This window comes from Pseudomonas sp. F-14 TE3623, assembly GCF_053629015.1.
Genome location: NZ_JBRJHM010000001.1, coordinates 3,807,949 through 3,832,165, shown reverse-complemented (window position 1 = coordinate 3,832,165; position 24,217 = coordinate 3,807,949). Strand labels below are relative to the sequence as shown.

Annotated in this window: 19 protein-coding genes; 15 read left to right on the top strand and 4 right to left on the bottom strand. The window is 57.7% G+C overall.

Features of this window, described 5'->3' with window-relative positions; genetic code table 11:
• Positions 1–39: 39 nt before the first annotated feature.
• Positions 40–1,008: a halovibrin HvnA gene (locus AB7M29_RS17870; RefSeq protein WP_454247430.1), complete on the top strand. Its 969-nt coding sequence runs from the start codon at positions 40–42 to the stop codon at positions 1,006–1,008.
• Between the two features lie 53 nt (positions 1,009–1,061).
• Positions 1,062–1,976 (top strand): halovibrin HvnA, encoded by a 915-nt coding sequence (locus AB7M29_RS17865; protein ID WP_217854841.1) that lies wholly within the window; start codon positions 1,062–1,064, stop codon positions 1,974–1,976.
• A gap of 13 nt (positions 1,977–1,989) precedes the next feature.
• On the opposite strand, the gene AB7M29_RS17860 is transcribed toward AB7M29_RS17865, so the two are convergent.
• The 4 genes from AB7M29_RS17860 to AB7M29_RS17845 all read right to left on the bottom strand — a co-directional run bounded on the left by AB7M29_RS17860 (position 1,990) and on the right by AB7M29_RS17845 (position 8,009).
• On the bottom strand, positions 1,990–2,367 hold the full coding sequence (locus AB7M29_RS17860) for a response regulator (protein WP_038983388.1): 378 nt from the start codon (positions 2,365–2,367) through the stop codon (positions 1,990–1,992).
• A gap of 44 nt (positions 2,368–2,411) precedes the next feature.
• Positions 2,412–3,626, bottom strand: a complete 1,215-nt coding sequence (locus AB7M29_RS17855; protein ID WP_217854840.1) for a hybrid sensor histidine kinase/response regulator — start codon at positions 3,624–3,626, stop codon at positions 2,412–2,414.
• Between the two features lie 76 nt (positions 3,627–3,702).
• Positions 3,703–4,518, bottom strand: a complete 816-nt coding sequence (locus AB7M29_RS17850) for a CheR family methyltransferase (protein WP_217854839.1) — start codon at positions 4,516–4,518, stop codon at positions 3,703–3,705.
• Positions 4,518–8,009, bottom strand: a complete 3,492-nt coding sequence (locus AB7M29_RS17845; protein ID WP_454247429.1) for a response regulator — start codon at positions 8,007–8,009, stop codon at positions 4,518–4,520. The genes AB7M29_RS17850 and AB7M29_RS17845 overlap by 1 nt, the downstream gene beginning before the upstream one ends.
• Positions 8,010–8,268: 259 nt before the next feature.
• Here AB7M29_RS17845 and AB7M29_RS17840 point away from each other — a divergent pair, with 259 nt between their 5' ends.
• From AB7M29_RS17840 to AB7M29_RS17780, 13 genes are all read left to right on the top strand, one after another.
• Positions 8,269–8,634, top strand: a complete 366-nt coding sequence (locus AB7M29_RS17840) for a response regulator (protein ID WP_217854837.1) — start codon at positions 8,269–8,271, stop codon at positions 8,632–8,634.
• 56 nt (positions 8,635–8,690) lie between these two features.
• Positions 8,691–9,983 (top strand): glycosyltransferase, encoded by a 1,293-nt coding sequence (locus AB7M29_RS17835; protein WP_454247428.1) that lies wholly within the window; start codon positions 8,691–8,693, stop codon positions 9,981–9,983.
• Between the two features lie 170 nt (positions 9,984–10,153).
• Positions 10,154–11,020 carry a PI-PLC domain-containing protein gene (locus tag AB7M29_RS17830; protein WP_217854835.1) on the top strand — a complete coding sequence of 289 codons (867 nt, stop codon included), beginning with the start codon at positions 10,154–10,156 and terminating at the stop codon, positions 11,018–11,020.
• Between the two features lie 200 nt (positions 11,021–11,220).
• A complete protein-coding gene (locus AB7M29_RS17825) occupies positions 11,221–12,102 on the top strand; it encodes a PI-PLC domain-containing protein (protein ID WP_217854834.1) in 882 nt (293 codons plus the stop codon).
• 79 nt (positions 12,103–12,181) lie between these two features.
• Positions 12,182–13,087, top strand: a complete 906-nt coding sequence (locus tag AB7M29_RS17820; protein WP_052963349.1) for an AraC family transcriptional regulator — start codon at positions 12,182–12,184, stop codon at positions 13,085–13,087.
• A 321-nt stretch (positions 13,088–13,408) separates the two neighbouring features.
• The gene (locus AB7M29_RS17815; RefSeq protein ID WP_217854833.1) at positions 13,409–14,719 is read left to right on the top strand and encodes an ABC transporter substrate-binding protein; all 1,311 of its coding nucleotides are present in this window, start codon (positions 13,409–13,411) and stop codon (positions 14,717–14,719) included.
• A 253-nt stretch (positions 14,720–14,972) separates the two neighbouring features.
• Entirely contained in the window at positions 14,973–15,872 is a 900-nt protein-coding gene (locus AB7M29_RS17810) for a carbohydrate ABC transporter permease (protein WP_225922933.1), read from the top strand.
• 10 nt (positions 15,873–15,882) lie between these two features.
• Positions 15,883–16,713: a carbohydrate ABC transporter permease gene (locus tag AB7M29_RS17805; protein ID WP_007905617.1), complete on the top strand. Its 831-nt coding sequence runs from the start codon at positions 15,883–15,885 to the stop codon at positions 16,711–16,713.
• A 32-nt stretch (positions 16,714–16,745) separates the two neighbouring features.
• The gene (locus AB7M29_RS17800) at positions 16,746–17,849 is read left to right on the top strand and encodes an ABC transporter ATP-binding protein (protein ID WP_454247427.1); all 1,104 of its coding nucleotides are present in this window, start codon (positions 16,746–16,748) and stop codon (positions 17,847–17,849) included.
• A gap of 14 nt (positions 17,850–17,863) precedes the next feature.
• On the top strand, positions 17,864–19,336 hold the full coding sequence (locus AB7M29_RS17795; protein WP_454247426.1) for a mannitol dehydrogenase family protein: 1,473 nt from the start codon (positions 17,864–17,866) through the stop codon (positions 19,334–19,336).
• Between the two features lie 158 nt (positions 19,337–19,494).
• Complete coding sequence (xylB, locus tag AB7M29_RS17790; protein WP_454247425.1) at positions 19,495–20,991, top strand: xylulokinase; 1,497 nt, start codon at positions 19,495–19,497, stop codon at positions 20,989–20,991.
• Between the two features lie 13 nt (positions 20,992–21,004).
• Positions 21,005–21,949 (top strand): carbohydrate kinase family protein, encoded by a 945-nt coding sequence (locus tag AB7M29_RS17785; RefSeq protein ID WP_217854829.1) that lies wholly within the window; start codon positions 21,005–21,007, stop codon positions 21,947–21,949.
• Between the two features lie 257 nt (positions 21,950–22,206).
• On the top strand, positions 22,207–24,171 hold the full coding sequence (locus AB7M29_RS17780; RefSeq protein WP_454247424.1) for a type VI secretion system Vgr family protein: 1,965 nt from the start codon (positions 22,207–22,209) through the stop codon (positions 24,169–24,171).
• Positions 24,172–24,217: the final 46 nt, after the last annotated feature.

Sequence of the window (24,217 nt, the reverse complement as noted above, 5' to 3'; positions counted from 1 at the left end):
CCTGCCACGCGCAGGTCACATTCAAGGGATGGACAGGCAATGAAGGAAATCATCGCGCTAATATTGGTGGTTGTTTTGGCGGGCTGTCAGGTTCGCGAACAACAACAACAACAACAACAACAACAACAACAACAACAACCGGCTCCGACTGAACAGACACCCATGCGGGCCGTGCAAGCTGAAACCGGCATCGCCAACACCACCAACAGCACAACGCAGAGTGGCGCAGCGGTCGCGGCCGCACTGACCGCACAATATAACGATACTCGTCCCACTTGCGGTACAGACTCAATGCCAGCCTTCCTGTGCCGCGGGGTAATGCTGCGGTCAACCGTGGCATCGAACGACTATTCCAGTTGGAACCCCAGCCCGCCCTCCGTGAAAAGCGGAGGTGTTTCTTTTTCCTACTTGAGTAAAGACTCTAACTTTACCGGACTTGTCTTCGGACAGAAGAACGGCTTTATCTTTTACCCGGTATTAAATCGTCCCAGCGGCACACGGCAAATCGAAGTACTCTGCGCTTTTCCCATGGATGCAGGATCCGATAGACGCGCCAAACCTGGTTGCGGTGGACACGAGCTGGATCCAGTGGGCAGTGGCCCTTGCCATACCGTGGGAATACACAATGTTGAACAATGGGTAACACGCTGGCAGCAAAATAAAGCCGGTTACAGAATGTGCGGCTTCGACGTGAGTGACACCATGAATAGTGAAGGTGCCCCCTCGTTTCACCGCACCCTGCTGGTCCACAACCGAGCAGGCTTTTTCGCTGGTCCTCACGACTACATCGAACTAATCCTTAAAACCTGGCCACAAAACATTCCCAAAGAACTGCCCATCGAAGCGTTCTTCTACCTCGATGGCGGCTTGCCCGGTGCGCAACATGATCAACGGGACTTCTTCAACAAGACCGGTGGACGGGTGATGCCCATCATCAGAATCATCTTGCCACGTACCGCTTCGGCAAACGCGCAGTTCATCTACAGCGCGGCGGATCAGGTCAAGTAACGATCAGAACCCCACGCATTGTGTGCAGGTCAACTTCGAAGGATGGGTAGTCAATGAAAAATATCATCGCACTAATGTTGATGGTTGTTTTGGCGGGCTGTCAGGTTCGTGAGGAACAACAAGGAACGGGGAGCACTTCGCCAACCCGCGGCGCGACAGCCAATGGCGCGGCGGTTGTGGCCGAGCTGACCAGACGTTATCAAGACACCCGCACCGATTGCGGCCAGGCCTCGATGCCGGCGTTTCTGTGCTCAGGCATTGTGCTGCGCTCGACGGTGCCATCCACGGAATACTCAAGCTGGAATCCCAGCCCGCATTCACAGCAAAGTGGTGGTGTGTCGTTCTCATTTCTGCGCAAGGATTCGAAATTCAGGGATCTGGTGTTCGGCCAGACCAACGGGCTCATTTTCCTTCCGGTTCTTGCCAACCAGCCCGGCATGCGGAAGATCGAGGTACTGTGCAGCTACCCCATCGACGGCTGGAGTCAGCTTCGAGACAAGCCGGGGTGCGGGGGGCACACCGCCTACCCTTTGGAAAGCCGGCGCTGCCAAACGTTGGGCATCACGACGGCCGAACAATGGATGGCGCATTGGCAACGCGCCCCTGCTCCGTCGAATGCCCCGGCTTATCAATGCAGTTTTGATGTGCGCGACAGCATGAACCACCTGGCGGCCGACTCCTTTTACCAATCCATACGCACGAGGAACATGCTCGGCGCAAGTTGGTTCCCTCAACAAAACGAACTGATCTTGGCGACTTGGCCGCAGAATATCCCTCGAGAATTGCCCATCCAGGCGTTCTTCTATCTCTACACCCCGGGCGGGTTGGCCGGTGCACAACATGACCAGAAGGACTTCTACAATAAAAGTGGGGGGATGGTGGTTCCAATCGTGCAAATGGTACTACCCGCCTCTCCCCGCGAAGAGGCGCTGTTCGCCTACTATCCGGCTGATCAAATCGTTCCCTGACACGGAGGTACGATCAAGACAACATGTCCTGCATGATCTGTTGCAACACATCCAGATCGAACGGCTTGGCCAGGATCGGCGCTTTGCGGGTGATCGGGCTGTCGGTCTCGCGAATTTCCTGCGGATAGCCGCTGATAAAAATGACCTTGAGCTCCGGTCGCAGCTTCACGGCGGGTTCGGCGATCTGCACGCCAGAGATTCCCCCCGGCAAGCGGAAGTCGGTGATCATCATGTCCAGATGCGGTTTGCTCGCCAGAATTTCAAAGGCCTGCTCGCCGTTTTCGGCTTGCAGCACCCGATACCCCTCACCCGACAAATAAGCAGACAGCACCATCAAGATCGAAGGGTCATCCTCGACGATCAGTACCACATCTTGTGCATCTTCACTCATGGAAAGCCTTTGTTCGGTCAATAGCTGCTGATACGACCGTGTGGTCACTCAGAGGTTGCGTTTATCGGGCTGTTTTCCTGCAGCGGCAGACAAACGCGAAACAAGGCGCCTTCGCCAATCCGGCTCTCGACGGTGATGGAGCCACCGTGGGCGGCGACAATCTGTTCCGAAATAAACAGCCCCAGGCCCAGCCCTGCTACAACGGCCTTGGCGGACACTCGCTCGAACTGCTGAAAAATGCGCTGCTGATTCTCTTCACTGATCCCGATGCCGCGATCCTGAACCTCAACCCACGCTTGCCCGTCCTGATTGTACACGCGTACGTCGATCAGGCTCTTGGCGCCGTAACGCAGCGCATTGGTCAATAAGTTTGAAATCACTTGTTCTATACGGAACTCGTCCCAGTGCCCCATCACGGGCTGCTCGGCCGTCAGGGTGACCGACGATTCCGAGGCTTCAACCTGCGGGGCAAAGTTTTGCAGAAGGTTGTTCACCAGTTGCACCAGGTCAAACCGACTGGGGCGAATCGACAGCTTGCCCGTGCGGATCCGCGACACATCGAGCATGTCTTCGATCAGGCGGATCAGGCTTTTGATCTGCCGCTCATCGCGGTCGACCATGGCGTGCATCTTGTCCAGGGTGAAGGCTGCGGCGTTATCCCGGGCCAGGTGCATTTTGCGCAACTGGGTTTCGAGAATCAGGCCATTGAGCGGCGTACGGACTTCGTGGGCCACGATGGACATGAAGTCATCCCGCATGCGCACCGCTTGCTCCAGCTCATTCTGGGTGTTCTGCAACTGTTTGAGCAGCGCCTCCTGCTCCCGGCGACTTTGCTCCAGCGCTTCAACCTGATGCTTCATCGCTTTGCTCTGACGATACAGGTCGACGAAGACATTGACCTTGCTCTTGACCGCATGAACATCCAGCGGCTTGTGCAAGAAGTCGACCGCACCGCTTTCATAGCCCTTGAACGCGTAATTAAGCTCGCGGCCGGCGGCACTGACGAACACAATCGGGATGTTTTTGGTTTTTTCCGTGCCGCGCATCAACTCGGCCAGCTCGAAGCCGTTCATGCCGGGCATCTGCACATCGAGAATGGCCATGGCAAATTCGTGTTGCAGCAACAGCGACAAGGCTTCGTCGGCGGATAGGGCTTTATAGACCATACGGTCTTCACGCCGGATCAATGCTTCGAGCGCCAGAAGATTCTCCGGCAGGTCGTCGACGATCAGTAATTTGGCCTGGATGCTACTTAACATGCGACTCCTTCCAGCTCGACAAGCAGACGGCTGATGCCGCGAAGATCCAGCTGATGAGTATCCTGCACTGCCCTGTTCATGATTTGCGGTATATCCGTTCGGGTTTGACCAAGGCTTCAAACTGATTGCCATAAGCCGAGAAATCCAGGGTTTCCTTACTGCCCAGTGCAAGAAACCCCCGATGACACAGGGATTCGTGAAACAAGCCGAACGCGCGACCCTGTAGTTTCTTGTTGAAATAAATCAACACATTACGACACGAAATTAATTGAGTTTCCGAGAACACACTGTCAGTGGCCAAGCTGTGATCGGCGAAGGTCACGTTGTCGCACAGGCTCTTGTCGAAAATGGCATAGCCATAGGCCGCCGTGTAGTAATCGGCGAACGAACGCTGACCACCCGCCTGCTGATAGTTGTGAGTGTAGGCCCGAACATTCTCCAGGGAGAAAATCCCCTGCCTGGCTTTATCCAGTGAGCGCGGGTTGATGTCGGTGGCATAGATGATGGTGCGATCCAGCAAGCCTTCTTCGCGCAGCAGAATCGCCATTGAATAGACCTCTTCGCCGGTGCTGCAACCGGCGATCCAGACCTTGATCGACGGATAAGTCTTGAGCAGTGGCACCACTTCCTGACGCAGCGCCAGGAAGTGCGAAGGGTCGCGAAACATTTCGCTGACCGGAATCGTCAGCAATTGCAGCAGTTGCATGAATGCGGTCGGGTCGTGCAGAACCTTCTCCTGCAGCGACGAGATGGTCTTGCACTCAAACTGACTCAAGGCATGATTGACCCGGCGTTTGATCGACGCGGCGGAATAATCGCGAAAATCGTAGCTGTACTTGAGGTAGATCGCCTCAATCAACAAGCGCAATTCGATTTCGGTGTTGCGCTCCACTAGATGCGTTCCATCTTCGGTAACCACACACGAATCAACGAGAAAAGACGATCCAGATCGATGGGCTTGGCCAGGTAGTCGTTGGCGCCGGCGTGTAAGCAGCGCTCCTGATCGTCCTTCATGGCCTTGGCCGTCACCGCAATGATCGGCAGCTTGCGCCAGCGCGGGTCCTTGCGGATTTCGAGGGTGGCTTCGAAACCATCCATTTCCGGCATCATGACGTCCATCAGCACCAAGTCGATGTCCTCGACTTCATTCAATTTCTCTATCGCTTCACGGCCGTTACGGCCAATGACCACGATTGCGCCCTTCTGCTCCAGCGCACTGGTGAGGGCAAAGATGTTGCGTACATCGTCGTCCACCAGCAGCACTTTACGTCCCTCGAAAACCTTGTCGCGACTGCGGGCGGTCTTGAGCATCGTCTGGCGTTCCTGGGACAACCGGGATTCGACTTTGTGTAAAAAGAGTGTCACTTCGTCCAGTAACCGCTCGGGCGAGCGCGCGCCCTTGATGATGATCGAGCGCGAATACTTGCGCAGCTCGGCCTCTTCGTCCCGGGTCAGGTTACGTCCGGTATAGACGATCACCGGCGGGAACGAGCAGATATCTTCGGTGGACATACGTTTGAGCAAGTCGTTGCCGAGCATGTCCGGCAGCTTCAGGTCGATAATCATGCAGTCGAAAATCGTGCTGCGCAGCAAGTCGAGCGCATCCTGCGCCAGGCCGACAGCGGTGATTTCGATGTCCTCGTCACCAATCAGTCGGGCGATGCTGTCACGCTGCACATCGTCATCTTCGACCAGCAACACCCGTTTGACCTTCTGCGTCAGTTTGGCTTCGAGGCGGGCAAACACATCCTTGAGTTCCTCACGCGTGGTCGGCTTGAGCGCATAACCGATGGCGCCCATGTGCATGGCGGCCTCGACGCGGTCTTCGACCGAAATCACGTGCACCGGGATGTGCCGGGTTTCGGCATGTTCTTTCAGGCGCTGCAATACCGTCAGCCCGGAATGATCCGGCAAGCGCATGTCCAACAGAATCGCATCAGGGATGAACTGCCTGGCCAGATCGTAGCCTTCGTCGGCGCCGTGGGCTACCAGGCACTGATAACCCAGTTCATGGGCCAGGTCGTAGAGGATGTGCGCAAAGTTCGGCTCATCCTCCACCACCAGAATGCAGCGAGTGGCGAATGGCGCCTTGTTGCGATCATCGTCGAAACGCGGAATGTCGACGTCGGCAATCAGCGGCACAGGCGCAGTAACCACGGCGCTTTTCGGCATGACCACCGGCGTGGCTTTCATCGTCTCGACAGGCGCGTCGCCCGGCTCGACGTAGTGCTGCGGCAACACCAGGGTGAACACACTGCCCTGCCCAGGCATGCTGGTCACACTGATGGAGCCGCCCAATAACGTGGCCAGATCACGAGAGATCGACAAGCCCAGGCCGGTGCCGCCGTAACGACGATTGGTGGTGCCATCGGCCTGACGGAAGGCTTCGAAAATGCTTTCCTGCTGATCCGGCGCAATACCGATACCGGAATCGCGGACGATAAAGGCGATGCCGTTGTCTGGCTGAGCAGCGACGCTCAGGTTGACCGTGCCCTTTTCGGTGAACTTCACCGCGTTGGACAGCAGGTTCTTGATCACTTGCTCCAGCCGCTGGCGGTCGGTGAACAGCGTCAGCGGTGCATCGGCCTGCAATTGCACCTGAAAATCCAGTTTCTTGTCCGCAGCCATCGGCTGGAACATGCCGCGCAGGCCTTCCACCAGACGCGCAACATTGGTGTTCTCCGGACGCACCTCAAGCTTGCCGGCCTCGACCTTGGAAATATCGAGAATATCGTTGATCAGGTTAAGCAAGTCGTTGCCGGCGGAGTAAATCGAATCGGCGAATTTGACCTGCTCGGCGCTGAGGTTTTCCTGCGGGTTTTCCGCCAGCAATTTGGCCAGAATCAACGAACTGTTCAGCGGCGTGCGCAGCTCGTGGGACATGTTGGCGAGGAATTCGGATTTGTACTTGCTGGAGCGCTGCAACTCTTCGGCGCGCGCTTCGAGCTCAACTTGAGCCAGATTCAATTCAGTGTTCTTCAGGTCCATGGCATCGCGTTGCGCGGCCAGGATCTGCCCCTGCTCGGCGAGTTGTTCGTTGGTTTGCTCCAGCGCTACCTGCTGGGCTTCCAGGTGGCCCTGGGATTCCTTGAGAATCCGCGACTGCTCTTCCAGCTCTTCGTTGGCGGTCTTGAGTTCTTCTTGCTGAACTTGCAGCTCTTCGTTGAGTTGCTGGGCTTCGGCCAGCACTTCCTGCAAGCGCTGGCGATAGCGGGCGGCCTCGATCGAGGTACCGATGTTGCCGGCAATCAATTCGAGCAGTTCAACATCGCGATCGGTCAGCGTGCGCAGGAACCCCAGTTCGATCACACCGTTGACCCGATCGTCGTCGCTGGTCGGCACCACCAGCACGCTGTGTGGTAAACCTTCGCCCAGGCCGGAGCTGACTTTGAAGTAGTCGCCCGGTACGTCATCAAGACGAATCAAGCGCGCCTGTTGCGCCACCTGGCCGACAATCCCTTCGCCACTGTAGATCTGCTGCTCAAGCGCTTCCTGCTCCCGGGAGAAACCGTAAGACGCGATGCGCTTCAGGCCACCATGATCCTCACGGACATAGATCGCCGCGACAGCCGTGCCTAAATATTGGGCGCAGAACTGCAGGATGTTGCGCCCCAACAGATTGAGGGATAACTGCCCCAGGACTTGCTCGGCCAGTTCGGTCTGACCGTTGCGTAACCAGGCTTGCTGTTCCAGGCGCCGGGCACTGGCCTGTTGCCCGGCGAGGTTGGCGCTATAGCTTTGGGACAGTTTGAGCAAGTCCCGACGGCCAATGTAGGCCAGCAACCCGCTGATACCGGCCACGAACAGCAGATAAAAGGCGATGCTCCAAATCGTGGTTTGACGCACTTCCTCGTTGCGAGTGGCGCGCAACTGTTGTTCCAGATCGATCACATCTTCAAATTGCTTGCGGATCTCATCGGTCAGACGCTTGCCGCGTCCGGCCTTGACCGCGCCACGGTAGTCACCGCTGGCGCGCTGCAAATCGATCATCGATTGCGCGTAATTAGCCCATTCCGTCTGCAAGGCCTGGAGCCGGCGCAGACGATCAGTCTGGACCGGGTTGTCGGTGGTCAATTCGAGCAAGGTATTGAGAGCGACGGCGATTCTCGGCTTGGCCGTCTCGTAAGGGTCAAGGAAATGTTCGTCGCCGCTGAGCAGGAACCCGCGCATGCCGGTTTCCAGATCGACGGTCAGCTTTATCGCCTCATTGGCATTATTGATCACCCGGTCGGTGTGCTGGACCCACTGGATCACCGACAGCAGGTAGCTGATCAGCGAAACGAAGAAAACCGCGCTGATAATGCCGACACCCAACGGCAGGCTGACGTTGCGGCTCAGGAGTTTGCGGAATCGTTGCTCATCAACCGAGGACGCAGAGGTCATGGGGAGGCCTTGTCGTACTGTTGAAAAGCATCGAGTCTGCCCCAAAACGGCCGAGCTCATCCATTTTTCTGACATGTTTTGCGGCAAAAACCTGCATTTAGCTGCTCTGGGACAAAGGAGCGGTTATTCTCTGCGGCTCTTGTGCGGCTATTGTTTTTGTAGCGCGTCGGGAACTTGTCATGATTCGTCACTTACTCATGCAAGAGCCCGGCGATTTCGATCGACCGGCAACCGCGAATTCAACCTTTGAGAGCCCACTATGCCCACCAACGCCTCCACCATCCTTGTCGTCGAAGACGATGCCATCGTGCGCACGCTGATCGTTGATGTACTGGAGGAATTGGAATTCCGGGTACTTGCGGCGGATGGCTGCGAAATGGCGCTGGAGTTCATCAATGATGAAGACCAGGACATCGATTTGCTGATGACGGATGTGGGTCTGCCCGTCATGGACGGTCGGGAATTGGCGAAACAGGCACACATGCTGCGTCCCGAATTGCCCATTCTGTTCGCCAGCGGTTATGCCGAAAGCATCGAGGTACCTGACGGCATGCATATCATTGGCAAGCCGTTTTCCATTGATCAGTTGCGGGACAAGGTCAAAGGCATACTCGTCCAGGCCTGACTTTTCTCGCACCCCGACTTTCTCCGCTCCCTACCCGTTTCAAGGAATACCCGTCAATGAGTCAGCCCCGCGCAACCAAAGTCCTGGTGATTGGTTACGTCTGGCCCGAGCCCCGCTCTTCTGCGGCCAGTGGGCATGTGATGCAAATTCTCGATACGTTCTTGCAGCAAGGCTGGGACATTACCTTCAGCAGCCCGGCCGGCACCGGTGAGCACCGTGCGGACCTGACTGCGTTGGGCATTCGCGAAGTGCCGATCGAGTTGAATAACAGCAGTTTCGACACCTTTGTCAGTAAACTGGCACCGGATATCGTGCTATTCGACCAGTTCATGATGGAGGAACAGTTCGGCTGGCGAGTAGAGAAACACTGCCCCGACGCCTTGCGCGTGCTGGAGACCTCCGATCTGCAAAGCCTGCGACATGCTCGGCATCAGCGCCTCAAGGAGCGCTTGAAGGCCAGTGACGACGCCAACGATTTCAGCGAGTTATTCGTCCCGGCATTGCGTGAAGAGTTCGAACTCATGGCCGACACCGATCTGGCAAAACGGGAGATCGCCGCGCTGTATCGCTGCGACTTGAACCTGATGATCTCCGAAGTGGAGATTGAATTGTTGGTCGAGCAGTTCGGGTTGCCGCAACAACTGCTGCACTGCTGCCCGTTGATGGTCGAACCGCTGACCACCACGTCGCCGGCGTTTGAGGAGCGTGCGCATTTCCTCAGTATCGGTAACTTCCGCCACGCGCCGAATTGGGACGCCGTACTCTGGATGAAAACCACGATCTGGCCGCTGATCCGTGCGCAGTTGCCAGAGGCGCAATTGCATATCTATGGCGCCTATACGCCACCCAAAGCCACCGCCCTGCACAATGCAGCCCAAGGGTTTCATGTGATGAATTGGGCAGAAGATGCATTGCAAGTCATGTCTGCGGCCCGGGTGTGTCTGGCGCCGTTACGCTTCGGTGCGGGCATTAAAGGCAAGATCGTCGATGCCATGCTGTGCGGTACACCCAATGTCACCACGCCGATTGGCGCAGAAGCGATGCACCGCGAACAGCCGTGGCCGGGCGCCGTGACCCGAACTGCGCGTGAGTTCGCCGATTGTGCGGTTCGTCTTTATAAAGACAAAGACCTCTGGATGAGTGCCCAATCCAATGGGCAGACGCTGTTGGCCGAGCGCTATCAGTCAGCGATACATGGCCCGGCACTGATCGAGAAACTGTTGTATTGCCAGCAACACCTGGCACAACTTAGAAGGGATAACTTCACCGGCAGCATGTTGCGCCATCACCATCACAAAAGCACTCAGTACATGGCGCAGTGGATTGAGGCAAAGAATCGAACTCAATAACTAAGTTTTCAATTCATTCCAACTATCTGATATAGAAACCACATACCTTGCATCAATCCAGCGATTGGCCATTGATACTTTCATCGCTATAAACATGGGGAAGTCGCACCCCAAACACATCACTCACCAAAGGTGTGACCTTTCCTATTAAATGATGCAAGGATGCATTAATGAACAACGATACTTTAGACAATTACGCACTCAACAACTGGATGACCGCGACACCGGCCATCGACACTTTATCGCTCTGCGAGTTGACTCTACCAGGCACTCACAACGCGGGCTGCGACTGGGAAGCATCCTATTCCTTGCCCAAGCACTGGGTGGCGTGTCAGCACAAACCATTTCATGCACAACTGAACAGCGGTGCACGCGTACTTGATGTCCGGTTGGAGTACGACGCTAGTGCACAGGGGCTCGGAAAATTTCGCTTCCAGCACGGTGGCATCCTCTCTTCCCGCACCTTGGGGGAACTCATTACTGACGTGAATCAATTCCTTAAGGACAACCCCGATGAGTTCATTACCCTTGACTTCCACGAACTGAATGAAAATAAAGAGGCGTTTGATTTTACCTACTTCAACTCCATGATGATCCACTTCCTTGGCCATCGCATCATTCCCACCAGAAACTTGCACCTGAGCCTCAGCCAACTCAAACAAATCAGCACTGAGCAAAGAATTTTGGTCGCAGCCCCATGGCACGGCGCACTTGATCGAAATGCATTTTGCGAGAAGATCGACCACAAATGGAGTGGCAACAATATTACCAGTGCCGCGGAGCTGGAAAAACACATCATCGAAGTGCTGAACAACCCTCCCGGCAAATGGGCACCGTGGTCTCTTTCCGCAACCAGCTACAGCATTCTCGGCGGCCCCGTAGACATTCACACTCAACTTGATTTGTGGTTTGATCCGGAAAAATCCGATTGGGCGGAAAAGTGCAACATTATCAACGTCGATTTTTTTGAAGAAACGAAGATAGTTTCTTATTGCCGAACCGTAAATCTTAAGAAGGCGAACAGCCGGATCAAATAACCCCCCACTCTAGCGCGCCATCATTTAGCTATATTTGTTGAGATATTTCTATCGCTGGCAATACTGCCAAGCACTCCTATGCTGGTTTCTGAACTTGTCTTTATGACAGCCTGACAATCCGGACGCGGCCCTTCGCCGCCTTCGGCTCACGAACCAATTCGCCCCACGGATGGGGCGAAGTTAACGCACAAGGAATAATCATGACTCACAGTGCAACGGGAACGCTTGATAAACAGAAGTGGATGAGCAACGTACTGGATATCGATCAGTTGAAGCTGACCGACATTGTCTGGCCCGGCGCTCATAACGCCGGCATGGACAAAAAAGCGCCAAACTATGAAGTGGTGGTCGGCAACTGGACAACCTGCCAGAACGATTCATTTGCCTGGCAACTGGCCAATGGCGCGCGGGCTTTCGATCTGCGGCTTGGTTACACATTCGGCCCCGTAGAGCCGGTGTTTTACTTTCATCACAATGGGTTTCAGTCCCATCGGATCCTCGATGAACTGATCGATGCGGTATCGACCTTCCTGGATCGAAATCCGGATGAATTCATCGTGCTGGACTTTCATCAACTTGGAATCGCGGGCAAACCCTTCGACTATCGGAAATTCAACGACGTACTGGTGCGTCGCCTTGGGCTGCGAATCATCCCGCATAGCGACGCATTGAAAACCGTGGGCGAACTCAAGCGCACCAGTTCATTGCGCCGCATCGTCATGGCGGCCCAAGGTGCGTCGGGGCTGGACAGCAAGTACTTCTGGCCGCGCATAACGCACAAGTGGCGCGACCAGGCCTTCACTGATACCACAGAGCTGCATAGCCATATCGCTACGACCCTTGAAGATGCGCCCTACGAAACGTTTCTCTGGTCGCTGTCGGCGACCACCTATTCACTATTGGGCGGCCCTCAGCACATAAAAAGCCAAATCAATGACTGGTTCAGCACAACGCGCGACTGGGTAACCCGTTGCAGCATCATTAACATTGACTTTTTCGACGAGTGCGAGATTGTTCGCTACTGCTGGATCGCCTCCAGCATGAAAGCCGTTTATGGCCGCTCGTTGCATGAACGGTCCTGAACGGTCAACGTCGCGGGCTGGCACAGTGAGCCTGGAAAGAGGCATGATCAACGGGCGATAACAATAAAAGTGCCCTGACATGAGCCGACCAGCCAGAGTTACCGATCCTTCCTACGAATTGATGGACGACCATAACGGGTTGTCCATCATCTATCGTCAGCACGGCTTCCCGTGCCCTTTGGTGCGCTGGCATTTCCACAAGGAATACGAACTGCACCTGATCGTCGCCAGCTCCGGCAAGGTGTTCATCGGTGACTACATCGGTAACTTCTACCCGGAAACGCTGTTCCTGACCGGCCCCAACCTGCCGCACAACTGGATCAGCCAGGTGGCTGAAGACGAAGTGGTGCCCAAGCGCGACATGCTGGTCAATTTCACTGACGAGCTGTTTGAAAGCGGCCATCAGGTGTTCGCCGAACTCAAGACGCTTGCACCCTTGCTGGAGCGCGCGCAGTACGGCATCGAGTTTCGCTGCAAGCGCACGATCCGTCAGGCCATGACCTTGATGCAGCGCATCGCTGATACCAAGGGCATGACCCGGCTCGGGCATTTTTTCATTCTGCTGGAGTTGCTGGCGGCGTCCGATGACTATCAGTTGCTGTCCGGTGCCACGACGCCGCAATTGGCCGATGAACACAATATCGACCGCACTAACCGCGCGGTGGACTACATCTTTGCCCATTACGCCCGGGAACTGCCGCTGGAAGAAGTCGCCGAGCATCTGGGTCTGAAGCCGACCTACTTCAGCCGAGTGTTCAAACAGGCCACCGGGCGCTGCTTCATCGAATTCGTCAATCGTTTGCGCATCAGCAAATCCTGCGAGCTGCTGGCCGATGGCGACAAAACGGTGACCGATGTGTGTTTCGAGTCAGGCTTCAATAATATTTCCAACTTCAACCGACGTTTCCAACAGCTCAAGGGCATGACGCCGTCGCACTACCGGCGGTTGGCAGTGCAGCGTTTGACTGAGCAAAACCACGGTTAAAAGCAGGATCAAAAGGTCTCAGCCTTCGGCAGCTCCTACAGAATCACGCGATCCCTGTAGGAGCTGCCGAAGGCTGCGATCTTTTGATTTTCAGCCCTATAAACCTGTACGGATTCAATCGGTTCTAATCGCTAAAACACCGTTCTCCAAGCTTCTTGAACTGAACCCCAGTGCAAAAAAGTATCGGTGACAGTGCGATGGATGATTTGTCAGCCCATCGTTTGAAGGCTGTAATCAGTGCACATTCTTCCTGCCCTTCGGAAGACACAAAAACAATAACTGTCCTTCTGTAACCCGCCGGGTGCAGAAAAGGAGTGCACGATGCAACCTTCTGTAAAAGCTCTGCTTGCTCTCACCTGCATGACCCTCAGTAGCGTCAGCCTCGGCGCCCAGACCCTGACCATTGCCACCGTCAACAACAGCGACATGATCCGCATGCAAAAACTCTCGAAAACCTTCGAGGCCGAACATCCGGACATCAAGCTCAATTGGGTGGTGCTCGAAGAAAACGTCCTGCGTCAACGCCTGACCACCGACATCGCCACCCAGGGCGGACAGTTCGATGTGTTGACCATCGGCATGTACGAAGCCGCACTCTGGGGTGCCAAGGGTTGGCTGGAACCGATGAAGGACTTGCCGGCCACCTACGCCCTCGACGACGTGTTCCCTTCGGTCCGTGAAGGCCTTTCGGTCAAGGGCTCGCTCTATGCCCTGCCGTTCTACGCGGAAAGCTCCATCACCTATTACCGCACCGACCTGTTCAAGGACGCCGGGCTGACCATGCCCGAACGCCCTACCTGGACTCAGATCAGCGAATTTGCCAGCAAACTCACCAATAAAGACAAAGAACAGTACGGCATCTGCCTGCGCGGCAAGGCTGGCTGGGGCGAGAACATGGCGCTGATCACCACCGTCGCCAATGCTTACGGCGCACGCTGGTTCGATGAAAAATGGCAGCCAGAATTCACCGGGCCGGAGTGGAAGAACGCGCTGAACTTCTACGTCGACACTATGAAAAAGTCCGGCCCGCCGGGCGCGTCGAGCAACGGTTTCAACGAAAACCTGGCGCTGTTCAACAGCGGCAAGTGTGCGATCTGGGTCGATGCCAGCGTCGCCGGTTCGTTCGTCACCGACAAGACCCAAAGCAAGGTCAGCGATCACGTCGGCTTCACCTACGCACCGCATGAAACCACCGACAAAGGTTCGGCCTGGTTGTATTCCTGGGCGCTGGCCATTCCGACCAGTTCCAAGGCCAAGGACGCGGCGAAAACATTCAGCACCTGGGCCACTTCCAAGGAATACGGTGCGCTGGTCGCGGAAAAAGACGGCATCGCCAACGTGCCGCCAGGCACTCGTGCCTCGACCTACACCGAGGCCTACATGAATGCCGCGCCGTTCGCCAAGGTGACGCTGGAATCGCTGAAGGCCGCGGACCCGAGTAAACCGTCCCTCAAGCCTGTGCCCTATGTCGGCATCCAATTGGTGACCATTCCTGAGTTCCAGGCCGTGGGCACCCAGGTCGGCAAGCTGTTCTCGGCAGCGCTGATCGGCCAGACCACGGTCGACCAGGCCCTGACCGCCGCCCAGTCAACCACCGAACGTGAGATGAAGCGCGCCGGTTATCCCAAATAGTAACGGTGCGGTGGGTGCAACTGTTCTGATTGTCTGGACACCGAGTTGCCTCCATCGCGGGCAAGCCACGCTCCCACAGGTGTAACGCAATCCATGTGGGAGCGGGCTTGCTCGCGAAGAGGCCGGTACATCCGATGCATCTTCAGAGACTGGAACACCGCTTTCGCGAGCAAGCCCGCTCCCACATTAGATCTTCATTTGTCTGTTCCCAATCGGTTCTATCGCCATGAATATTTCAACTGTCAAAGCTCACATGGACATCCCCCAACCGGTGCGTAAAAGCCGGTTGAGCAACCCCGGCTGGTTTCTGGTCAGCCCCTCGGTAGCGTTGTTGCTGCTATGGATGATCGTGCCGCTGGGCATGACCGTTTACTTTTCATTGATTCGCTACAACCTGCTCTACCCCGGTGAAAACCAGTTCGTGGGGCTGGAGAACTTCAGCTACTTTCTGAGCGACTCGGGCTTTCTGCCTGGCGCCACCAACACCCTGTTGCTGGTGGGCAGCGTGTTGCTGATCAGCGTGGTGTTCGGCGTGTTGATCAGTGCGTTGCTGGAGGCCAGTGAGTTTCTCGGTCGCGGCATCGTGCGGGTGATGTTGATCTCGCCGTTCTTCATCATGCCCACCGTCGGTGCGCTGATCTGGAAAAACCTGATCTTTCACCCGGTCTCGGGGATTCTCGCCTACATCTGGAAGCTGTTCGGCGCGCAGCCGGTGGACTGGCTGGCGCACTACCCGCTGCTGTCGATCATCATCATTGTCTCGTGGCAGTGGCTGCCCTTCGCGATCCTGATCCTGATGACCGCCATGCAGTCCCTCGATCAGGAACAGAAAGAAGCCGCGCGCCTGGACGGTGCCGGTCCGGTCGCGATCTTCTGGCACTTGACCCTGCCGCACCTGGCCCGGCCAATCGCGGTGGTGGTGATGATTGAAACCATCTTCCTGCTGTCGGTGTTCGCCGAAATCTTCACCACCACCAACGGTGGTCCCGGCTACGCCTCGACCAACCTCGCCTACCTGATCTACAACCAGGCGCTGGTGCAGTTCGACGTCGGCATGGCGTCCGCCGGTGGTTTGATCGCGGTGTTGATTGCCAACGTCGCGGCCATCGTGCTGGTGCGAATGATCGGCAAAAACCTGACAGACAAAGCCTGAGGCCTGCGCCATGACTCTTCAACAATCCCGCCGCCTGCAAAGCCTGCTGCTCGGCACTCTGGCCTGGGCCATCGCGATCCTGATCTTCTTCCCGATCTTCTGGATGGTGTTGACCAGTTTTAAAACCGAAATCGATGCGTTCGCCACGCCGCCGCAGTTCATCTTCACACCGACGCTGGAGAACTACCTGCACATCAACGAGCGCAGCGACTACTTCAGCTTCGCCTGGAACTCGGTGGTGATTTCCTTCAGTGCCACTGCGTTGTGCCTGCTGATCGCCGTGCCGGCGGCCTACTCGATGGCGTTCTATGAAACCCAGCGCACCAAAGGCACGCTGCTGTGGATGCTCTCGACCAAGATGCTGCCGCCGGTGGGCGTGCTGATGCCGATCTACCTGCTGGCCAAGAGTTTCGGCCTGCTGGACACGCGAATCGCGCTGATCGTGATTTACACGCTGATCAACCTGCCGATCGTGGTCTGGATGATTTACACCTACTTCAAAGACATCCCCAAAGACATCCTCGAAGCCGCACGCCTGGACGGCGCAACGCTGTGGCAGGAAATGGTCCGGGTGCTACTGCCGATCGCCAAGGGCGGCCTGGCTTCCACGGTTTTGCTGTCGCTGATCCTGTGCTGGAACGAGGCGTTCTGGTCGCTGAACCTGACCTCGTCGCAGGCCGCGCCACTGACCGCGTTGATCGCCTCGTACTCGAGTCCTGAAGGTCTGTTCTGGGCCAAGTTGTCGGCAGTGTCAACCCTGGCCTGTGCGCCGATCCTGATCTTCGGCTGGATCAGCCAGAAACAATTGGTCCGCGGCCTGTCGTTCGGTGCCGTGAAATAGCCCTCAAAGAATAAGCACAAAGGAGCGCCATCATGGCCAACCTGAAAATCAAAAATCTGCAAAAAGGCTTCGAAGGTTTTTCCATCATCAAAAGCATCGACCTCGAAGTGAATGACAAGGAATTCGTGGTGTTCGTCGGCCCGTCGGGCTGCGGTAAATCCACCCTGCTGCGGTTGATCGCGGGTCTTGAAGAGGTCAGCGGCGGCACCATCGAACTGGATGGCCGCGACATCACCGAAGTCAGCCCGGCCAAGCGCGACCTGGCGATGGTGTTCCAGACCTACGCCCTGTACCCGCACATGAGCGTGCGCAAAAACATGTCGTTCGCTCTGGACCTGGCCGGTGTGGCGAAAGCCGAAGTCGAGAAAAAAGTCGGCGAAGCGGCGCGCATCCTTGAACTCGGACCGATGCTGGAGCGCAAGCCGAAGCAACTGTCCGGTGGTCAGCGTCAACGCGTGGCGATCGGCCGGGCGATCGTGCGCAACCCGAAAATATTCCTGTTCGACGAACCACTGTCCAACCTCGACGCCGCCCTGCGGGTGCAGATGCGCCTGGAACTGTTGCGCCTGCACAAGGAACTGCAAGCCACGATGATCTACGTGACCCACGACCAGGTCGAAGCCATGACCATGGCCGACAAAGTCGTCGTCCTCAATGGCGGCAAGATCGAGCAAGTCGGTTCGCCACTGGACCTGTATCACCAGCCGGCCAACCTGTTTGTCGCAGGCTTCCTCGGCACGCCGAAAATGGGCTTCCTCAAGGGCAAAGTCACCCGCGTTAACGGCCAAAGCTGCGAAGTGCTGCTGGACGCCGGCACCCGCATCACCCTGCCGCTGAGCGGGGCGAACCTGAGTGTCGGCGGTGCGGTGACCTTGGGCATTCGTCCGGAACATCTTGAACTGGCGCAACCCGGCGACTGCACCCTGCAAGTCACTGCCGATGTCAGCGAACGTCTGGGCAGCGACACTTTCTGCCATGTCCTGACGTCTTCCGGCGAGGCGCTGACCATGCGCGTTCGCGGCGATCTGGCCAGCCGTTATGGCGAATCCCTGAGCCTGCACCTGGATGCTGAACACTGCCATTTATTCGATGCCGACGGCGTGGCGCTGACCCGCCCACTGCGCGCCGCAGCCTGATTCGAGAGCATGCGATGAAACTGAATAAACAGAACCTCAACCGCCTCGCCCCCGAGGTGGCCCTGCCCGCCTACAGCCTGAGCGATACACGCCAAGGCATCGCGCACATTGGCGTCGGCGGTTTCCACCGCGCGCATCAGGCGTACTACACCGATGCCTTGATGAATACCGGCGAAGCGCTGGACTGGGCGATTTGCGGGGTCGGCCTGCGCGCCGAGGACCGCCGCGCCCGGGACGACCTCAAAGAGCAGGATTATCTGTTTACCCTGTTCGAACTCGGCGATGCCGATGACGCCGAAGTGCGGGTCATCGGGGCCATCCGCGACATGCTGCTGGCCGAAGACAGTGCCGAGGCGCTGATCGACAAACTCGCCGATCCAGACATCCGCATCGTCTCGCTGACCATCACCGAAGGCGGCTATTGCATCGACGACAGCAACGGCGAGTTCATGGCGCACCTGCCGCAGATCCAGCATGATCTGGCTCACCCGAACGCGCCGAAAACCGTGTTCGGTTTCCTCTGCGCCGCACTGGCCAAACGGCGCGCAGCCGGTACGCCCGCGTTCACGCTGATGTCTTGCGATAACTTGCCGCACAACGGCGCCGTGACCCGTAAAGCCCTGCTGGCATTCGCCGCCCTGCGCGACGCCGATCTGCGCGACTGGATCGAGCGCCATGTCAGCTTCCCCAACGCCATGGTCGACCGCATCACGCCGATGACCAGCACCGAGCATCGCCTGCAACTGGCCGACAAACATGCGGTCGATGACGCTTGGCCGGTGGTCTGCGAACCGTTTGTGCAGTGGGTGCTGGAAGACAAATTCGTCAACGGCCGCCCGGACTGGGAAAAGGTCGGCGTGCAGTTCACCGACGACGTCACGCCTTACGAAGAGATGAAGATCAAACTGCTCAACGGCAGCCATCTGGCTCTGACCTATCTGGGCTTTTTGAAAGGTTATCGCTTCGTTCACGAAACCATGAACGACCCGCTGTTCGTGCGCTACATGCGCGCCTACATGGACCTGGACGTGACGCCGCAACTGGCGCCGGTGCCGGGGATCGACCTGACCGAGTACAAAAACACCCTGGTGGCGCGCTTCTCCAACCAAGCGATTGCCGATCAGTTGGAGCGAGTGTGTTCGGATGGCTCGTCGAAGTTTCCGAAGTTCACCGTGCCGACCATCAACCGCTTGATTGCCGATGGGCAGGAGACCAAGCGTGCGGCGCTGGTGGTGGCGGCGTGGGCGCTGTACCTCAAAGGCGTGGATGAGAATGGCCAGACCTACGCAATTCCGGATCCACGGGCGGCGTTCTGTCAGGCGCTGGTGGCCGATGATGTGTTGATCACTCAACGAATGTTGGAGGTTGAGGAGATTTTCGGGACGGCAATCCCGCGTTCAGCCGAGTTTGTGGCGGCGTTTGAGTGGTGCTGTAACAGCTTGCGGGATGTTGGCGTGACGCGGACGCTGGAGCGGGTGCTGGCGTAAGAATGGTGGTGAACCTGCTGCCGTCTTCGCGAGCAAGCCCGCTCCCACAGTAGATCTTCAGCGAACACAGGTTTTGTGTTCGACAACAATCCAATGTGGGAGCGGGCTTGCTCGCGAATGGGTTCACCGAGATCGACCTGACACACCAAGGATCTTCCATGGCAAACCAACAACTTTTCCTCGGCATCGACTGCGGCACCCAAGGCACCAAAGCCGTTGTCCTCGACGCGCACAGCGGTCAGGTCCTCGGTCAGGGCGCCGCCGCCCACAGCCTCATCAGCGGCGCCAACGGTCGTCGCGAGCAAGACACCGCCCAATGGCTGGAAGCCTTTACCCTGGCCACCCGCCGCGCACTGCTCGCTGCGGAGGTAGACGGTCAGGCGATCCTCGGCATCGGTGTTTCCGGCCAGCAGCATGGCCTGGTAATGCTCGACGATCACGGCCAGGTGCTGCGACCGGCCAAGCTTTGGTGCGACACCGAGTCCACGCCGGAGAACGACCGCTTGCTCGCCCATCTGGGCGGCGAAAAAGGCTCACTGGAACGCCTCGGCATCGTCATCGCGCCGGGTTACACCGTGTCCAAACTGCTCTGGACCAAAGAACAACACCCGGAGGTATTCGCCCGAATCGCCCGCATTCTGCTGCCCCATGACTATCTCAACTACTGGCTCACCGGCCGTAGCTGCAGCGAGTATGGTGATGCCTCGGGCACCGGTTATTTCAACGTGCGCACCCGCCAGTGGGACTTGCAACTGCTGCGCGACATCGACCCCACCGGACGCCTGCAAGCCGCACTTCCGGAGCTGATCGATGCCCACCAACCGGTTGGCACAATCCTGCCGAGTATCGCCGAGCACCTCGGCATCAACCCCAAGGCCCTGGTCTCCAGCGGTGGCGGCGACAACATGATGGGCGCCATCGGCACCAGCAATATAAAGCCCGGCGCGATCACCATGAGCCTCGGCTCCTCGGGAACGGTTTACGCCTATGCCGAACAAGCGAACGTCAGCCCGGATGCCTCGGTCGCGACGTTCTGCTCCTCCAGCGGCGGCTGGCTGCCATTGATCTGCACGATGAACCTGACCAACGCAACCGGCGCGATTCGCGAGTTGTTCGAATTGGATATCGAAGCGTTCAACGCCTTGGTCGCGCAAGCGCCGATCGGTGCCGACGGTGTGTGCATGCTGCCGTTCCTCAATGGCGAACGCGTCCCCGCCCTGCCCCATGCCAGCGGCAGCCTGCTGGGGCTGACCATGACCAACCTGACCCGGGCCAACCTGTGCCGCGCCGTGGTGGAAGGCACCACCTTCGGTTTACGTTACGGGCTAGACTTGTTGCGCCAGAATGGCTTACAAAGCCGCAGCATCTGCCTGATCGGCGGCGGCTCAAAGAGCCCGGTGTGGCGACAGATCGTCGCTGACATCATGAATACGCCAGTGATTTGTACCGAACAAAGCGAGGCAGCGGCCCTCGGCGCAGCGATTCAGGCGGCGTGGTGCAAATCCTGGGCAAACGGTCACGAAGACAGCCTGGCGGATTTGTGCGAGCGCTGCGTGAAGCTCGATCTGGCCAGTGAAACATTGCCGATTGCAGAAAATGTGGTGGCCTGTCAGCAGGCCTACGAACGCTATCAACAGCATGTCGCAACCCTTTAAAGAGCGAGCAATTATGTATTTGGTGTGTGGCGAAGCGCTGTTCGATTTCTTCAGCGAAGATGATGCCAGTGGCCTGGCATCCAAAGTGAATTTCAAGGCAATTGCCGGCGGCTCGCCGTTCAACGTGGCCGTAGGTTTGCGCCGTTTGGGCGTGGACGCCGCGCTGTTCGGCGGGCTGTCGACCGATTACCTCGGCCGCCGTTTGCAGCGAGTGCTGCAGGATGAAGGTGTGTGCCCGGACTACCTCGTGGACTTTGCCGCGCCAACCACCTTGGCGATGGTCGCGGTCGGTGCCAATGGCTCGCCCCATTACAGCTTTCGTGGCGAAGGCTGCGCTGATCGGCAGTTGAGCCTGGCGCATCTGCCAGAGCTAGGGCCTGAAGTGCGCGGGTTGCACGTCGGCTCGTTCTCGCTGGTGGTGCAACCGATTGCCGATACGTTATTGGCATTGGTGCAACGGGAAAGCGGCAAACGCCTGATCAGCCTCGACCCGAACGTGCGCCTGAATCCCGAGCCGAACATCGAGTTGTGGCGCTCGCGGATTGCTACGCTGGTGGAGCTGGCGGATCTGATCAAGGTCAGCGACGAAGACTTGAGCCTGCTGTATCCCGAGCAAGATCCTCAGCGCGTCATCGAAGGCTGGCTGGAGCATCGCTGTCAGTTGGTGTTCCTGACCCGAGGCGGCGAAGGCGCAACGGTGTTCAGCCGTGCCCACGGTTCATGGTCGGTACCGGCCTGCTCGGTGAAAATTGCCGACACCGTGGGGGCTGGCGATACGTTTCAGGCAGCGTTGATTACCTGGTTGACCGAGCAGCAGCTGGATTCGGTTGAAGGTCTGCAACAGCTGAGTCGCGAGCAAATTGACGCCATGCTCAGGTTTGCAGTGAGTGCTGCGGCGTTGACCTGCAGCAAGACCGGGCCTGATTTGCCGTATCGGCGGCAGCTAGAGTTGCGTTGAATGTGATGGCCTCTTCGCGGGCAAGCCTCGCGCCTACGGGATCTGCGCAGATCCCGTAGGAACGAGCGGTGCGGCGATCCGATTTGCCCGCGGAGACGATCTAACGGTTAAAGGCCAGGATTCATTGACTAGAAACCTGTAACTAGGGGTTTTCCCTATACTTTTTACCCTCCCCGCCTACCGCATTTCAACCTTGATTATGGCACTTTAATGCCACACCATCCGCCCCTGCTTTTTCAAAGGACGGAACTCAAGGCATGCTGGACGCAAACGCAACCCATATCTCCCTCACGCTCGAAGGCGTTTCCGTCGACCTGCAGGTCCTCAGCTTCGTCGGCCGCGAAGCCCTCAACCAGCCGTTCTGTTTCGACATCGAACTGGTCAGCGCCCGCCCCGACCTGAAACTCGAAGAGCTGCTGCACAAGCCCGGTTGCCTGACCTTCGGCGCCACTGGCCAGGGCAAGATCCATGGTTTGGTCTACCGCATCGAGCAAGGCGACTCCGGCAAAAGTCTGACCCGCTACAGCATCAGCCTGGTGCCGCAACTGGCCTATTTGCGGCACAACCACGACCAGCAGATTTTCCAGCATTTAACTGTACCGAAGATCATCGCCCAGGTGCTTGAGGCGCGAGGTATTCTGGCCGACGCCTACAGCTTCCAGCTCGGCGCGATCTACCCCGAGCGCGTGTACTGCGTGCAATACGACGAATCCGACCTGCACTTCATCCAGCGCCTGTGCGAAGAGGAAGGCATTCACTTCCACTTCCAGCACTCGACCAGCGGCCACAAACTGGTGTTCGGTGATGACCAGACGGTGTTCCGCAAACTCGCGCCGGTGAGCTACCAGCAAGACTCCGGCATGGCCGCCAAAAAACCGGTGATCAAGCGCTTCAACCTGCGCCTGGAAACCCGTACCACCCGCGTCAGCCGTCGCGACTACGACTTCGAAAAACCACGACGGCTGCCTGAAGGCACCGCCAAAAGCGGATTCGCCCCGGACCTCGAAGACTACGACTACCCCGGCCGCTTCACCGACCGCGCGCGCGGCAAGCAACTGGCGACCCGCGCCCTGGAACGCCATCGCAGCGACTACCAGTTGGCCGAAGGCAAAGGCGACGAACCGACCCTGGTCAGCGGCCACTTCATGGCCCTCAGCGAACACCCGCGCGCAGAGTGGAACGACCTTTGGCTGCTGCTGGAAATCGTCCACGAAGGCAAGCAGCCACAAGTGCTCGGCGAGAACATCACCAGCGACGTCACCGACAATAAGGATGACTTCCAGCAGGGCTATCGCAACCGCTTCCTCGCCACCCCGTGGGACGCGCATTACCGCCCTGCCCTCGACCACCCGAAACCTAAAGTGCTGGGCAACCAGACCGCCATCGTCACCGGCCCGCCGGGCGAAGAAATCCACTGCGACCAATACGGCCGCGTCAAAGTGCAGTTCCACTGGGACCGCGACGGCCAGGGCGACGACACCAGCAGCTGCTGGCTGCGCGTCGCCACCGGATGGGCCGGCAACGCCTACGGCGGCATCGCCATCCCGAGAGTCGGCATGGAAGTGCTCGTCACCTTCCTCGAAGGCGACCCGGATCAACCGCTGATCACCGGCTGCCTGTACCAAAAGGGAAACGTCGTCCCCTACGACCTGCCGGCGAACAAAACCCGCAGCACCTTCAAAACCCTGAGTTCACCGGGCGGCAAGGGCTACAACGAGTTCCGCATCGAAGACAAGAAAGGCGCGGAACAGATCTACCTGCACGCCCAGCGCGACTGGGATGAAAACATCGAGCACGACCAGAAAATTCGCGTCGGCAATGAACGGCATGACACCGTTGAAGCGAATGTTTTTAGTGAGTTCAAGGCGGAGGAGCATCGCCTCACCCACCTGGATCGCAAGACCGAAGCGCGGGCGGACGATCACCTCACCGTCGGCGTGACCCAGCATGTGAAGGTCGGCACGGCGCAGTTTGTTGAGGCGGGTCAGGAGATTCACTACCACGCAGGGGAGAAGGTGGTGGTCGAGGGTGGCATGGAACTCACGGCCAAGGCTGGGGGGAGCTTTGTGAAGATTGATGCGGGTGGGGTGACGATTAGCGGGGCTGAGGTGAAGGTGAATTCTGGTGGTGGGCCGGGAGCAGGTTCAGGTACCCAGGCATTAGGTCCATTGATCCCGTTAGCAGCTGCAATCGCGAGCGCGGGTCAACTTTTAAAAAGATAAGTTTTACGCCTGAAATGAGCGCTTCATCCTATTGAATACCTCACCG

What these genes read in the sequence shown, in the direction of transcription:
- xylB (WP_454247425.1), top strand. Translation starts at nt 19,495, where the DNA reads ATGGCAAACCAACAACTTTTCCTCGGCATCGACTGCGGCACCCAAGGC.
- AB7M29_RS17835 (WP_454247428.1), top strand. Translation starts at nt 8,691, where the DNA reads ATGAGTCAGCCCCGCGCAACCAAAGTCCTGGTGATTGGTTACGTCTGG.
- AB7M29_RS17780 (WP_454247424.1), top strand. Translation starts at nt 22,207, where the DNA reads ATGCTGGACGCAAACGCAACCCATATCTCCCTCACGCTCGAAGGCGTT.
- AB7M29_RS17865 (WP_217854841.1), top strand. Translation starts at nt 1,062, where the DNA reads ATGAAAAATATCATCGCACTAATGTTGATGGTTGTTTTGGCGGGCTGT.
- AB7M29_RS17810 (WP_225922933.1), top strand. Translation starts at nt 14,973, where the DNA reads ATGGACATCCCCCAACCGGTGCGTAAAAGCCGGTTGAGCAACCCCGGC.
- AB7M29_RS17830 (WP_217854835.1), top strand. Translation starts at nt 10,154, where the DNA reads ATGAACAACGATACTTTAGACAATTACGCACTCAACAACTGGATGACC.
- AB7M29_RS17825 (WP_217854834.1), top strand. Translation starts at nt 11,221, where the DNA reads ATGACTCACAGTGCAACGGGAACGCTTGATAAACAGAAGTGGATGAGC.
- AB7M29_RS17870 (WP_454247430.1), top strand. Translation starts at nt 40, where the DNA reads ATGAAGGAAATCATCGCGCTAATATTGGTGGTTGTTTTGGCGGGCTGT.
- AB7M29_RS17805 (WP_007905617.1), top strand. Translation starts at nt 15,883, where the DNA reads ATGACTCTTCAACAATCCCGCCGCCTGCAAAGCCTGCTGCTCGGCACT.
- AB7M29_RS17795 (WP_454247426.1), top strand. Translation starts at nt 17,864, where the DNA reads ATGAAACTGAATAAACAGAACCTCAACCGCCTCGCCCCCGAGGTGGCC.
- AB7M29_RS17815 (WP_217854833.1), top strand. Translation starts at nt 13,409, where the DNA reads ATGCAACCTTCTGTAAAAGCTCTGCTTGCTCTCACCTGCATGACCCTC.
- AB7M29_RS17800 (WP_454247427.1), top strand. Translation starts at nt 16,746, where the DNA reads ATGGCCAACCTGAAAATCAAAAATCTGCAAAAAGGCTTCGAAGGTTTT.
- AB7M29_RS17845 (WP_454247429.1), bottom strand. Translation starts at nt 8,009, where the DNA reads ATGACCTCTGCGTCCTCGGTTGATGAGCAACGATTCCGCAAACTCCTG.
- AB7M29_RS17820 (WP_052963349.1), top strand. Translation starts at nt 12,182, where the DNA reads ATGAGCCGACCAGCCAGAGTTACCGATCCTTCCTACGAATTGATGGAC.
- AB7M29_RS17855 (WP_217854840.1), bottom strand. Translation starts at nt 3,626, where the DNA reads ATGTTAAGTAGCATCCAGGCCAAATTACTGATCGTCGACGACCTGCCG.
- AB7M29_RS17840 (WP_217854837.1), top strand. Translation starts at nt 8,269, where the DNA reads ATGCCCACCAACGCCTCCACCATCCTTGTCGTCGAAGACGATGCCATC.
- AB7M29_RS17785 (WP_217854829.1), top strand. Translation starts at nt 21,005, where the DNA reads ATGTATTTGGTGTGTGGCGAAGCGCTGTTCGATTTCTTCAGCGAAGAT.
- AB7M29_RS17860 (WP_038983388.1), bottom strand. Translation starts at nt 2,367, where the DNA reads ATGAGTGAAGATGCACAAGATGTGGTACTGATCGTCGAGGATGACCCT.